The sequence below is a fragment of the Gracilibacillus oryzae genome (genome assembly GCF_009498735.1).
GTDB lineage: Bacteria > Bacillota > Bacilli > Bacillales > Amphibacillaceae > Gracilibacillus > Gracilibacillus oryzae.
Genome location: NZ_ML762453.1, coordinates 1 through 12,927 on the forward strand (window position 1 = coordinate 1; position 12,927 = coordinate 12,927).

Here is a 12,927-nt window from a genome sequence, read left to right on the forward strand (position 1 = left end):
ATAGATCGACTATATTTGGACAACCAAGTGTTTCAAATTAATAAGCAAAAATTGTGTCATTCTACTTGACGGTCACATCTGCTTGATTTTATGGATAAGGTACCAAGTTAGGTATCGCTTTATGGATACCACCTCTTGAATCTCCTATTTCACCATCATACCTAGGAATCAAATGAATGTGCAGTCGCTTTTTCTAAATACTTAAATACCATTATATTCAGCGGGATACCCCTATTGTGAATTGATGCTGTGATTTTGGATTTTAATTCTCTTTCAGTGTTTATATTGCCTTCTAATATTTCTGGAGAATCTGTCTGCTGCTTTTCTGGTTCTACTGCGTTTTGTTTTAGTTCTTCCATTTCCTGCTTAAGTTGCTTTAGCTCTTTCAAATGCTAATCAGTTAATTAAAGAACACCTTAATCATTAGGAATAAACGAATCGTTAATTACACCATACATATGCCACATGGAATTATCTTAGGAACGGATTTCGGACTCACTCATTCTGCCAATCTTCTTCTCGAATTCTTTTAATATATAGATTATTATATATCTTGATCGACATGGGTTAGAAAATAGCGTTTGCTTGCCTCGCAGACTATCCTGCCTTGAAGGTCGTGTATACGTTTATTGTTTAAACTTGAAATCGTTATTGAATCTATGCTAGATAATTTAACCTGTTACTATATTGTTACAATTGTTACAGGTTTTCACGAATTTTTTTACAAATTCTCTTTTGGAATCTTTTATAAAATTTCTTAATCTCTGTGTAGGTATCTAGTAATTTGTTTACCAGCTAAATAAAAGGGAAAAATAAAATTGAAAGGGGTGAGTACTATGGCCGATGTTATGACTAAAGAGCAGCGAAGCCAAAATATGAAGGCGATTAAATCCGTTTCTAAACTTGAATCACTTGTTACCAAAGCGTTATGGAATAAAGGATACCGTTTTAGAAGAAATACTAAAACCATGTTTGGAAAGCCGGATGTATCAATAAAAAAATATAAGGTCGTAGTATTTATTGACTCCTGTTTTTGGCATCAATGTCCTCTGCACGCTAACATGCCTAAAACCAATACAGATTTCTGGAGAAAAAAACTGGAACGAAATAAAGAACGGGATAAGGAAGTGGACGAATATTATATTAATAAAGGCTGGAACATTCTAAGAATATGGGAGCATGAGGTAAAGAGTGACTTAGATAAAGTTATAGAAGATATAAGCTCATTTATAGATAGTGCTAAAAAAATAAATTCATAAACTATTTAGAATGAATCTCCTTCATAGTAAAAAAGATTAAAAAAATTTCACCTTTCTCATAAATTTATACAGAAAGAGACCTTTAAGGTCTCTTTCATATATATTTACTTTGTAATTATTATAATCCATTATCTTTAATAGCAATGGAATTCTGCTATGAGGGATGACCAACTCTACTTTACGTAATTTTCCATTACTCCCTTCATGTTTAAATAATATTCAAAGATTTTCACTCGATCTTCTTCATTATCATAATACTCTTCCTTTAAATCAAAGTGAATACTTGTCCTATTTTCTGTATCTGTCGGAAGTATCAACGCATTATGCGTTTTAGTCGCCATTTTCTTTAAAAGAGTCTGATAAGCTACTTGCTTGTGATTTAAACCCTTAACTTCAAAATAGTACTTTGCATCGAAGATAAATTGTACTTCATTATTTAAGTAATAATGATCTGGTTCCAACCGGTTTTGTGAATGTACCTTATCTACATTATATTTTGCTTTATTAAATTTATATGGCGTATTAACATGACGCTTCTGAGAAAAATGCAAGCCAGTTTCATTTACTCCTGTAAAGAAACCATTTAAAAATTCTTCTACCATAGACTCCCACACTAATTCAAAATTATAATGTTTAATCGAGATACTTCCACCTTCGGGGCAGTTAGAAAAAAAATCAATTAGATCTTTTACCAGCCGTTTATGAGTATCTTTAAACACCTCAGTGTGGATTTTTTTTAAACGGTTGACTACATACGCGCGATTATTCCAAAAATCAAAATGATTAAACTTTTCAACAGGTTCCTTACCCTGTACAAAGTATGGAAAAGTCCTTAGCGTAAAACTAATCGCAAACGCCATACAATTGCTTAGAAACACATGCTTGTCTTCTGTTTCTTGAACATATAGCGGCAAATAAATAAGATTACCTTCACTTATAATATTTGCCGATTTTTTAATTGTGTCTTTCCAGGAAATTTTCCCGCTGTATCCGGAGATTGTTATCTTCTCACTTTCTTTGTAAAGCCCATATTGCTTGAAATAACTATAGATAGAGTAGAATGCATGAAACGGGAAACTTGAATCAAACTCTTTTACTGGTCCCGTATACTTTTGTGGATTACGTATTTGATCTGTTAACAGAACTGCGAAGAGCAATTCAATATCTGATCGATTTAATATTTCTTTGTTAGAATAACGCTTTGGCAAAACTACTAAAATATCGCTATCCTTGATAACAAACCCAACAAAGTTAACTACTTCAGAATTTTTTTTGTAAGAAAACCTTAAATTGCGCGAAAAATTTCTCAAATTAAATTTATCAATTAAGTGAGATTCAATTAATTCCCCGTCAATTCGAAAAATAGGATCATTCATCTGAAACATCAGTATTTCTCCCTGTATCCTCTAAAGGCTCAATTTCTGTTGAATGGCCTTCTGTACCCTTCAACTCACCATTGACCTTCTGAATGTCCAATTCCAAAGTACTTAAGAAATCCACATGAAAAACGTCTTCATTTCTCTCGAACATTTCATACAAATTGGAGTAATTAGAGACATTATTAAACAACTTCTTACCTGTAAAGGATGCCTGTTCGACATCATCCCATAGATACTGAAGAAGTTTATTTTGAACTTGTGAATTATTTTCAATTTCATCTTCTGTAAATTGCATAAAAAATTGTCCAACTTGTTTATCTTCTCCTAATTTCATATCTCCAGTAATATAATCATTTAATTTCTGATAAAACTCCCACCATTTAACTTTAACACCGTTTCCAATAGAAATTACAGGGTTATTAAGTTCTTCCCCATCCTGGTCCGTCACTGGTTTCGTAGAAATATACTTCCACTTAAATCGGCGCTTGAAAGCTGTATCCATTACAAATACATTTTGATCATTGGTGTTCACAGTCCCATAGATAATAAGATTTTTAGGCAGGTAAATCTTCTTATTACCCGCATCATTATCTGCTTCGAATTCACTTAAATTATAAACTTCTTTTGCAATCAGTGAATTGGAAATTGCGTATTCTGATTTACCGTTCTTTCTGTCCAATAATTGAAAAAGATCTCCAAATACCGTGGCTACATTCGCTCTGGATAATTCCTCCAATACAAGAAACACCGGCTGATTAACATCTTCAAATGCGATAGCTCTTGAAAGTGCACGTGTGAATACACCAGGCGTAAAAACGTATTTTATAGAATCCCCTTCAACTTTAGGCATTATTTGTCCAACAAAATCACTATATGAATACTCCGGATGCAATGTCGTACGAAAAACAAATGATGACTCCATACTTTCTTCATCTTCAAAGTTCGGATAGCTTCCTTTTATATTCTGAGTAATGCCAAATGATTTGCCAGTTCCAGGCGCTCCATAATATATTACATTTTCGCCGACTATACCTTCATGTGTATCAATTATTTCTTCCATGTTTCCAAGATTATCTGGAGTTATTTCTTCTAAATCTACAATAGTTGATTGGCTTCTGTTAGCCTCGAATTCGACCGTATCATTTAATTGCAATCTCTGACCATCTTCTGATTTTATAATGTAAGCTTCATATTTTACTTTCTTCTTTTCTTTTAAAATAATTAAAAAGTCCCCTTCATAAAAGAGTCTGCGGAAGTTGCAGAACACATCATCAGAGGTCGATGTATTACCCAACTCTATCTGCGGGCTACTTCCCGGACGACTTAATTTCACAGAACCTTTTGCACTCAAAGTTCCTGTCGAATCAAAATTAAACTCTACTTCTTGTAAATTTGCGTAGCTAACATTATTTTCATTTAAATCAACCGGGACTTGCAGAACGTAAAAGGATTTCATTGATTGATCCTTAAAACTGCTATCAGTATAATGAAAAATGTCAACATAGGGAAAAAAATCCTGACTGTCTTTTCCGCTTAACGCAATATGAGATTGTTTTGATGAACTTGTGCGGTTGTCTCGCATTAAATTTGAAGAAGCCAGTGGTTTTATTAATAAGGCATCATACTCATTTGATAAGTGAATATCAGACGTCTCCTCTAATACCTTCTGTACTTTTTGCAACTCTTGTTGGAACATCGTGTTTCCTCCTTGTTCATAGGTCGTTATATCATTTTATCACAATGCATAAAAAATAACGAAAAGCCTTCCTGTAAAGGAAAGCTCTAATTAAACATATTTTTGAATTTTCCCAGCAATTGCTCGCGCCATTAACGGTGGAACACTATTGCCAATTTGCTGATAAGTCTTTGTATATGCCCCTAAGAAAAAATAACTATCTGGATATGATTGGACTCTGGCAGCTTCTCTTGGGGTGAGACCGCGTGCCTGATAAGGGTGAATATACATGTTACAATCGAATTTCATATGTGCAGTAATTGTCTTACAAGGGACCTCTGGAATTAATTTAAAATACTTATCTTTGAACATGTGATTACGGCTTGTATATGGCATGATATCTGCAATTCTTGGACTATCAGATTTATCCCCAGGCAACATTCTTCCGAAGATTTCAATATCTCTGTCATTGTTATATCTAGCTTTATGATTATATGTTAGTGACACTTTCTCTCCATTGTTAATTCGTGATACATATTCGCTTTCAATATTCTTACTCACTTTGGAAATTTTGTAACCTGAAATGTCGTCACCCAACTCAGTGGAGTTCTTTATTCTGGATGCTTCTAACTTTCTTAAAGAATCTATTGCATCCATCAGCCCTGTTTCTACATCTTTATGTTCATCTCTAATTAACTTAATTATCTCTTCGGCTGTAACACCGCGCTCCTTCTTAATATCTTCTCTGATTCCAATATAAATTAACCGTTCACGGTTTTGTGGAACACCAAAATTTCTGGCATTAAATATTTCAAAGTCAATATCATACCCTACAGCTATATTGTCATTAAAATCTACTATTACCTGCTCCGCAACATTCTTCATCCCTTTGACATTTTCCATGATGAAAAATTTCGGTAACAACCTCTTTACACTCTCCACATAATATTTATAAAGGACATTACGCGGATCATCAATAATACGTTGTCGATTAGCAGTTGAGAATCCTTGGCAAGGTGGGCCTCCAGCAATCACATCAACCGAATCGCCGATATAATGATGAATATTATGAGCTATATCTTCAATCCCACCCAATGTAACTCTCTTCCCATCAATTTCCGGATGATTAAAAGAATAAGTTCTTAAAGCTGCCTTATCAATATCATTGGCAAATACCACTCTAAATCCTTCTTGAGTAAAGCCTAGACTTAACCCGCCAGCTCCACAAAATAAATCAACCAATGTTGGTTTATTGCTTTTTTCTTCATTATCAATTAATTTTTCGCGACAAACTTTACTAAATTTCGCTATATCAGGGTACTCAATTAATTCATCTTCAATCACATAATTAATTGATGCTAATAGATCCTCGAACAGATCTCTTCCTAACAGTTCATCTAACTCTTCAATTTCATCTTCAGAATTTATTATTCCAAACTCAACCATAGAACTTAGGCTGTACAGATTATAATCAGTATCTTTAACGACAGAGTTCTTTAACCATGAGACTGTTGTTATAAAGTTTTCTATCATTTCAAGGAATTCCTTTTTCGACAGTACGTTTCTATCGAATACATTAGTAGATAATGTTTCAAGTGTATCTATAGTTTTGTCTTTCATACTATTCTCCTAAAACATCTTTAATACTTTTTGCTATACTGTCTGAAACATTAACAGATACAGCATTCCCAAACTGTCGGTACAATTGAGTGTCAGATACAACATATTCCCAATTTTCCGGAAAACCTTGAAGTTTACGACACTCATTTGGAGTTAAACGACGCACAGAGGATATCGGACGATCTTTAGTATCTTCAAATTTTGCCCGATTATCCAAATCTTCATAATAATTATCCTGATTTGCTCGGTGCATTTTATGAATTGTTGCTGTCAGTGGTTTGGCGACAGGTAAGTTTATTTCTGATTTTGAATAATAATTTTTTGTGCCATTTGACATTATGGTAGGTAATATTTTATGAGATAAGAAATATTTTTTGTCTACTTCTTTATCTAACAGATCAAAAACAGTCTTATTTAATTTTATTGCTTTTGGAAATTCATATTTATCCGCCTTCTCTTTAAAATCATCCTTCAGGAAACCTACCATAAATACCCTTCGACGAGTTTGCGGCAAACCAAAGTCAGCAGTATTTAAAACTTTATAATGGATTTTATAATTTAGTTTGTTTTCCAGAATATCCAGCATTCTTGATAGAGTTCTTCCGTTATCATGACTCTGTAAATTACGTACATTCTCAAGAACTATAATTTTCGGTTTATGGGTCATCAGGATTTTTTCTATCGTAAAGAATAAGGTCCCTCGTTCATCTTCAAATCCTTTTTTCTGTCCCATCATACTAAAAGGCTGGCAAGGGAAACCAGCTAATAATACATCATGCGGCGGAATTTCATTTAAATGATCATTAATATCTCCAAAGACAATTTCATCATTGATATTTGCTTTATAAGTTTTTACAGCATCTTTATCAAAGTCATTTGCCCAAATAATTTCAAATCCATTGTTAATAAAACCTATATCCATTCCACCAATACCGGAAAAGAGACTAACTGTTCTTAAATCCTTCATTTTCACTTCTCTCCGACCTGTTTCGCAACATATTGAATGTTGCCCTTTAGTAATTCTAAGATTCCCCCAAGCACATCTAAACCAATACTCAGCAATATTTTAGAATCTATATTTATTATAATTAACATACCAAAACAAATATATGTTCGCAAGTATTTTCATTTGACATATTGATGGAAATAATTTGTGCGTTTAAAGTTCATTTCCACAATTTCTTAAAGCTTTCAAAATGAGCTTCGCACTATCATAACTCCCCAAATAATCCACCACCTCATCCTCCGTATGCTCACCAACGTACCCAGCCGAAAGATTCACAGCAGGCACCCCTGCTCTCGCATAATTCCGTGCATCACTGCTCCCACCTTCTACCATCTTCCAATCAGGCATACCCGCTCTTCTCCCCGCTTCTTCAAACAACCTGCCATAACCCTCTGAACAGAATGCTTCAACCCCAGCAAATGAGGTAACAATATCACGCGTATTTCGGCGATCCACTACAATAGCTGCATCAACATCTTCCAGAAAACTCTGATCCATTTCACCGGATCCTACACAGCCTATTTCTTCTTTTACGGTAAAAGCTACTTTGATCGTGCCACGGAAATTTGTCCGCTCTACTTTTCTTAAAACATCTAAAATGATCGCAATACCTGCCCTGTCATCCGCGCCCAGAATTCCTTCCGAGCTGGTTAATGTGGTGCCATCTTCAATAATCTCTCTACCTTCTGCAAAAGCTTCCACTGTATCCATATGGGCAGACAGCAGGATGGTCGGTCCTTCTCCATAATAACGGTAACCTAATAGATTTTTTGCACGATCCTGATAGACATCATCCAGTATATGACGCAATTTATTTTGCAGATAAAGGCGGATCTGGCGCTCATCTCCGCTTTCTCCGTTAATCGACAACAACTGCAGTAGTTCCCGCTTTAAGGCTTGTGCTGCATAATAATCAATGCTGGCTGGATCCTTGTATACCTGATATAGAATCTCTGCCAAATCTAGTAAATCTTCTCGCTTCTGATAATTTATCGCCATACGTTTACCTAAAACAGTCATTTTTAATGAAGCAGGCATGATCGTTTCCAGCATTTCTTTTTGCTTATACTGTAATGGTTTTTCTAAGTAGATGGTTGCTGGCCGCTTGTTATGGCCATCACAGCTCATTTTCGTATAAATACCCAATGCATTGAGCCAACGTGAGGTACCGCGAACATAGGCATCAATTTCAACTAATGGCAAGGCACACTTATGCGGATCAACACTTGACTCTCTGCCATATGTGCTCACTACCTCACAATTCGTAATCACTGCCATGATGTCATAGTCATTTTGGCCCTCTTTTGCTACAATTAACTGGGCTAATGTTGCATAATCATTCATCATTTCCAGATCATTCATTTCCAATCCATGTCTTACTAATAATTTTTCTACTGATTTCATGTGATCAGCTCCTTTGATTTGTTAATGATAGTGTATCGAATGAAGTGTGCACGGCCTGCACAGTTGGAGAATGGGGGGATTTTCGATGGAACAGGTTCTGACTCCACACCTGAAAATGAGAGAATTGAAGCAAAAATATAGTGAAGCGATGAACGCTAAGGATAGAGCCAAAAGAGATTACTACCGCAGGGAACTGGTCAAGTTTTATATACAGCATGGTTCCTATTTAAAAACAGAGGAAAAAAATGACCGAGAGGCACTGAATTATCTTGAGCAAGCACTAAAGTGGGAAAAAAATCATGCTCTTGCTAATTACCGTTGTGCACACATTAACTATAAGCAAGCAGAATATGCCCATGCCCTAAGCTACTTTCAGAAAGCGTTAGACTCCCATGTAGAGCCTCTAAATGACACATTGATGCAAATAACCCATTTGTACATGGCTGACGCTTCATTGAAAGTCGCAAGAGAAGCATTAGAAAATAGTGAAGTGTCTGAAGGAATTGGCTCACTTGATGAGGCAAAGATCAAGACACTGCGGGAGCAATTATCGATACCGGACTTTTTCCAATTAGAAAAGGCATGGTTCCGTAAAATAATCGATGACCAAGAAGAATTGATTGATACAGTTCAATATGATTTATTATGTGAGGAAACACTCCATGATCCGGATTTAATTATTTTAGTTAATAAAGACGCTAAAACCTGCTTGAAATATCGAAGCTTTACTTCAGAGCCATTAGAAAACAGTACCTATCGAGTGCTGTACTTTGTTTTAAAGTCGGGGGATTTTTTAGACAATAAAGCAATTTGTGAAAAAATTGATCTATCAATAGAGACAGAAGAAACAAACGAAAACGGCATAAGAACTGCGTTTAAGCGGATAAGAAAGAAGATTCCTTTTTGGGAGCAATTGCTGGAACAAAGGAAGAATGGCCGGAGAACAGAACACCGTTTGCGAGATGGAATGAAGGTTGCATTTGTGACGGAGGCTGGGGAGATATTGCCAGATGATGTGTAACAGTTAGTGCAGCAAAACAGCCACTTGCCTCAAAATAACAAGTGACTGTTCTGCTCAAAACAACGATTGAATATCATGGATTTGTTCTTCTGTCAGCTCCATTACCTCACTATTTTCCATACTAGTATCTGAAGCTTCCATAAGTACTAATTTGGTATCTTTTTCTGTGATGGTGTTATGCCAAAGTCCTTTAGGAATGTTATAAACTTTGTTTCTCTCCATTTCGACTCCTTTAAAGCCGATTTGATCATTGCTCTCCACTGCATATACAAGTGTACAGCTACCTTCCAGAAGCACAAATAGTTCATCTGTCTTATTATGCCTCTCCAGATTTGAAAAGCCATTTAAATCATTAGAATTTTTCCAGTTTTTAATTCCTATCATCCACTCATCATTCGCATATACTTTAGACATTCCTTCGCCAGTAAACTTATATTTTTCTATTGCCATGGTTATCCCCCTCATATTTTTTATCCTTTAACAGATCCAGCAGTCATTCCCTCTATCAATTTCTTTTGTGCGAAGAAGAATAGAATACATACAGGTATAATTGTAATAATACCCCCAGCAGTCAGTAAATCCCATTGGACACCTAACTGTCCTATTAAGTTCTTTAATGTAACAGGAATTGTCCTTGTTGATTCATTGGTAAACAGCACTGCAAAAGTATATTCATTCCATGATTGAATAAAGATATACACCCCTGTTGCAATAATTGATGGCATTAAAACCGGCAACACCACACGCGTAAATGCTTTCACTCTATTCGCACCATCTATCATAGCAGCTTCCTCCAATGAAGATGGTAAATCCTTTAAATAGCCTGTTAGCATCCATACTGAGAATGGAATGGTGAAGGTAGCATACGCTATAACTAATGATGTAGGTGTATATAATAAATTGACACTTCGCATGATTGCAAACAATGGTATAAGCAATAACACATTTGGAAACATATTATTAGTTAAGAAAAGACTCATAAAAATATTTTTTCCTTTAAAATCAAATCTTGTAAATGCATAAGCTGCAAGTGTAGAAGCAGTCAATGTCACGACCGTCGTTATTGTTGCTACAAGTAAACTATTAAACATCGGCAACAAAAAGTTAAACTCTCCAAATAACTTAGCATAGGAAGCAAAAGTTAATTCTTCTGGCCAATATGTGACAGTGGGGCCATATAGCTCACGTTCAGGCTTGATCGATGTAACAAAAGTCCAGTAGAAGGGAAAAACCAAGAAAAAGAGAATAATCCCTAATGGTATATATAAAGTCAATATTCTATTACCGAAACTTTTTTTAGACATGTTACGAACCCTCCTTAAAGGAATTCCTAATATACGGAATAGCTACACTTGCAAGCATGAACATTAGCAGCAAAGCCATTCCCGAGGAGTATCCTAAATCAAGAACCGTCGCTTTATTAAAAATATATACACTTAGTGTTTGTGTGGAATAGGACGGTCCACCACCTGTCATACTATATATAATATCGACTGAGTTTGCTACCCAGATTACACGTAAAATAATCGTGATAAAGATTACATTCTTCAATGTAGGAATAGTAATTCTGAACAATTTTTGCAGTTTCGTCGCTCCATCAATATCTGCAGCTTCATACATCTCATGAGGTATACCTTGTAATCCTGCCAAAATCATAATCGCAAAAAATGGAATCCCTTGCCAAATAATAGTTACGATAACGGAGCCAAATGCAGTCGATGTCTGTGATAGGAACATGATCGGTGCATCTATTAAATGTAACTTTAATAAAATATCATTTAATACACCGTAGTTCCCGTCATAAATCCATTTCCACATCAACCCGATAAGCACCCCTGGAGTTGCCCATGGAATTAAGCTGACAGCCCTTACAAAACCTCGCCCCTTGAATTGTTGATTAAGTAGCAATTCAAGAATAAAACCAAAGAAGAACTGTAATCCGACCCCGAAGATTACCCAAATTAATGTGTTCTTTACTGCAAGCCAGAATGTTGGATCATTAAACATTTCGATGTAATTCTCAAAACCAACAAATGATATTTTATCAGGTCTTCTAAGATCATAGTTTTGGAAACTCATAAATATAGCTTCAATAATGGGATAAAAAACAACAAATGCAACGATTAGCAATGCAGGTGATATTAATAGATATGGCCAAAAATTAAACTTTTTCTTCTTCATTCGATTCACCTCTATCTGTTTCAAGAGCAAGCATGGCACCTACTTAAAGACTGCCATGCATCCCTTGATACATTACTCAGCATGCAACTCTTCTTGTAATATTTTCATCGCTTCTTCAGCTGATTTATCACCCAATAGCGCTGCAGCTACTGTATTTGGCCAAATGGTACTAATCCACTCAGTAGTTGTATCTTTAATCGGAACAATTCCTGCAAAAGGCATTCCTTCAATAGACGCTTTCATAAACTCGTTGTCTTGAAAGAAATCTAATTCCTGTACAGATTTGCTAACTGGTACATTACCTGTTGCAACTGTCCAATCTTCCTGGCCTTTTTCGGCTGCTAGATAAGCAACCCATTCAAATGCTGCATCCTTATGTTGAGAAGATTCAAAGATAACATTTTCCGTATCACCCATAGATGTCCACTGGCCTTCACCAGCAGGGAACGGGAATGCGGATACATCATCACCAAAAGTATCAACCATCTCTGCTGATGAACCTGTATGGTGAATTGTCATAGCTGTTCTTCCTGATTTAAAATTTGCAATAATTTCGTTAAAGCCATCCGTAGACGCTGTTGGTGGTGCATATCCATTGCTATAAATATCAATAAAGTCTTTCATCCCTTGAATGGAGGCCTCACTTGTCAGGTCATCAAAACTTCCGCCTCGTGCGTGTATGAAGCTTCCCCAAGGCTCCTGACCGCCAGTAGCTCCTCGCATACCGAATCCATAAACATCTGTTTTACCATCGCCATTCGTATCCATTGTCGTTTTTTCGATGGCAGTTAATAATTCTTCATAGGTTGTTGGTACTTCTACTCCAGCTTCTTCAAAAATAGATGGTCTATAGTAAACGTATAATACCTGTGTATTCCAAGGCATTAAATAAATGCTGTCAGTGCCACTCGCCTGCTTCATAATGTCATAAATATTAGAATCAATATCGTCTTTTTTATCCCAATTTGCAATATAGTCGTCTAAATTTAAGAGAAGATCGTTTGCTGTAAATAACGGAGTAGAGGTAAGCTTAAAAGAAGCAACATCTGGACCTCCCCCACCGATAGCGGCAGTAAATAACGTTTCACTGTATCCCCCACCATCCCAAGGGTATTCTTCACCAACAACAGTAATACCTTTATCGTTTGTCTCATTAAATTCTTTTATGATGTCCTGCATTAATTGCGAATACTCACTATTATCTGCCCAATACCAATACGTTATAGTAGCTCCTTCCTCACTATTGTTTTCTTCTGTACTTCCTGTTGAATCTTCTGAGTTATTAGCATTAGGATCTGCAGAATTCCTTGCAGCAGTACATCCAAACAATACAGCACTGATCAACGCAACAACACAAATAAACAGTAATCTTTTCATCATTT

At 35.8% G+C, this 12,927-nt stretch carries 12 protein-coding genes; 2 read left to right on the forward strand and 10 right to left on the reverse strand.

Translation table 11 applies throughout. The features are described 5' to 3' along the window. Window positions 1-161: 161 nt before the first annotated feature. Window positions 162-359: a hypothetical protein gene (locus tag F9U64_RS20600; protein ID WP_153406781.1), complete on the reverse strand. Its 198-nt coding sequence runs from the start codon at window positions 357-359 to the stop codon at window positions 162-164. Between the two features lie 477 nt (window positions 360-836). Here F9U64_RS20600 and F9U64_RS20605 point away from each other — a divergent pair, with 477 nt between their 5' ends. Next, a complete protein-coding gene (locus F9U64_RS20605; RefSeq protein WP_153406782.1) occupies window positions 837-1,259 on the forward strand; it encodes a very short patch repair endonuclease in 423 nt (140 codons plus the stop codon). A gap of 173 nt (window positions 1,260-1,432) precedes the next feature. Here the strand turns inward: F9U64_RS20605 and F9U64_RS20610 are convergent, their stop codons facing one another. The 5 genes from F9U64_RS20610 to F9U64_RS20630 form a co-directional block, all read right to left on the reverse strand. Beyond that, window positions 1,433-2,644 carry an LlaJI family restriction endonuclease gene (locus tag F9U64_RS20610; RefSeq protein WP_153406783.1) on the reverse strand — a complete coding sequence of 404 codons (1,212 nt, stop codon included), beginning with the start codon at window positions 2,642-2,644 and terminating at the stop codon, window positions 1,433-1,435. Continuing rightward, complete coding sequence (locus F9U64_RS20615; RefSeq protein ID WP_153406784.1) at window positions 2,628-4,334, reverse strand: AAA family ATPase; 1,707 nt, start codon at window positions 4,332-4,334, stop codon at window positions 2,628-2,630. The genes F9U64_RS20610 and F9U64_RS20615 overlap by 17 nt, the downstream gene beginning before the upstream one ends. A 90-nt stretch (window positions 4,335-4,424) precedes the next feature. Continuing rightward, entirely contained in the window at window positions 4,425-5,933 is a 1,509-nt protein-coding gene (locus F9U64_RS20620; RefSeq protein WP_153406785.1) for a DNA cytosine methyltransferase, read from the reverse strand. A 1-nt stretch (window position 5,934) separates the two neighbouring features. Continuing rightward, entirely contained in the window at window positions 5,935-6,900 is a 966-nt protein-coding gene (locus tag F9U64_RS20625; protein WP_153406786.1) for a DNA cytosine methyltransferase, read from the reverse strand. 192 nt (window positions 6,901-7,092) lie between these two features. Continuing rightward, window positions 7,093-8,343: a M20/M25/M40 family metallo-hydrolase gene (locus tag F9U64_RS20630; protein WP_153406787.1), complete on the reverse strand. Its 1,251-nt coding sequence runs from the start codon at window positions 8,341-8,343 to the stop codon at window positions 7,093-7,095. An 85-nt stretch (window positions 8,344-8,428) separates the two neighbouring features. On the opposite strand from F9U64_RS20630, the gene F9U64_RS20635 reads away from it, so the two are divergent. Next, on the forward strand, window positions 8,429-9,364 hold the full coding sequence (locus F9U64_RS20635; protein WP_153406788.1) for a hypothetical protein: 936 nt from the start codon (window positions 8,429-8,431) through the stop codon (window positions 9,362-9,364). Window positions 9,365-9,418: 54 nt separating this feature from the next. Here the strand turns inward: F9U64_RS20635 and F9U64_RS20640 are convergent, their stop codons facing one another. The 4 genes from F9U64_RS20640 to F9U64_RS20655 all read right to left on the reverse strand — a co-directional run bounded on the left by F9U64_RS20640 (window position 9,419) and on the right by F9U64_RS20655 (window position 12,922). Then, on the reverse strand, window positions 9,419-9,814 hold the full coding sequence (locus F9U64_RS20640; protein ID WP_153406789.1) for a cupin domain-containing protein: 396 nt from the start codon (window positions 9,812-9,814) through the stop codon (window positions 9,419-9,421). A gap of 20 nt (window positions 9,815-9,834) precedes the next feature. After that, on the reverse strand, window positions 9,835-10,668 hold the full coding sequence (locus F9U64_RS20645; protein ID WP_153406790.1) for a carbohydrate ABC transporter permease: 834 nt from the start codon (window positions 10,666-10,668) through the stop codon (window positions 9,835-9,837). A gap of 1 nt (window position 10,669) precedes the next feature. Next, entirely contained in the window at window positions 10,670-11,545 is an 876-nt protein-coding gene (locus tag F9U64_RS20650; RefSeq protein ID WP_153406791.1) for a carbohydrate ABC transporter permease, read from the reverse strand. Between the two features lie 72 nt (window positions 11,546-11,617). After that, entirely contained in the window at window positions 11,618-12,922 is a 1,305-nt protein-coding gene (locus F9U64_RS20655; protein ID WP_228275821.1) for an ABC transporter substrate-binding protein, read from the reverse strand. Window positions 12,923-12,927: the final 5 nt, after the last annotated feature.

What these genes read in the sequence shown, in the direction of transcription:
- F9U64_RS20600 (WP_153406781.1), bottom strand. Translation starts at nt 359, where the DNA reads ATGGAAGAACTAAAACAAAACGCAGTAGAACCAGAAAAGCAGCAGACA.
- F9U64_RS20605 (WP_153406782.1), top strand. Translation starts at nt 837, where the DNA reads ATGGCCGATGTTATGACTAAAGAGCAGCGAAGCCAAAATATGAAGGCG.
- F9U64_RS20610 (WP_153406783.1), bottom strand. Translation starts at nt 2,644, where the DNA reads ATGTTTCAGATGAATGATCCTATTTTTCGAATTGACGGGGAATTAATT.
- F9U64_RS20615 (WP_153406784.1), bottom strand. Translation starts at nt 4,334, where the DNA reads ATGTTCCAACAAGAGTTGCAAAAAGTACAGAAGGTATTAGAGGAGACG.
- F9U64_RS20620 (WP_153406785.1), bottom strand. Translation starts at nt 5,933, where the DNA reads ATGAAAGACAAAACTATAGATACACTTGAAACATTATCTACTAATGTA.
- F9U64_RS20625 (WP_153406786.1), bottom strand. Translation starts at nt 6,900, where the DNA reads ATGAAGGATTTAAGAACAGTTAGTCTCTTTTCCGGTATTGGTGGAATG.
- F9U64_RS20630 (WP_153406787.1), bottom strand. Translation starts at nt 8,343, where the DNA reads ATGAAATCAGTAGAAAAATTATTAGTAAGACATGGATTGGAAATGAAT.
- F9U64_RS20635 (WP_153406788.1), top strand. Translation starts at nt 8,429, where the DNA reads ATGGAACAGGTTCTGACTCCACACCTGAAAATGAGAGAATTGAAGCAA.
- F9U64_RS20640 (WP_153406789.1), bottom strand. Translation starts at nt 9,814, where the DNA reads ATGGCAATAGAAAAATATAAGTTTACTGGCGAAGGAATGTCTAAAGTA.
- F9U64_RS20645 (WP_153406790.1), bottom strand. Translation starts at nt 10,668, where the DNA reads ATGTCTAAAAAAAGTTTCGGTAATAGAATATTGACTTTATATATACCA.
- F9U64_RS20650 (WP_153406791.1), bottom strand. Translation starts at nt 11,545, where the DNA reads ATGAAGAAGAAAAAGTTTAATTTTTGGCCATATCTATTAATATCACCT.
- F9U64_RS20655 (WP_228275821.1), bottom strand. Translation starts at nt 12,922, where the DNA reads ATGAAAAGATTACTGTTTATTTGTGTTGTTGCGTTGATCAGTGCTGTA.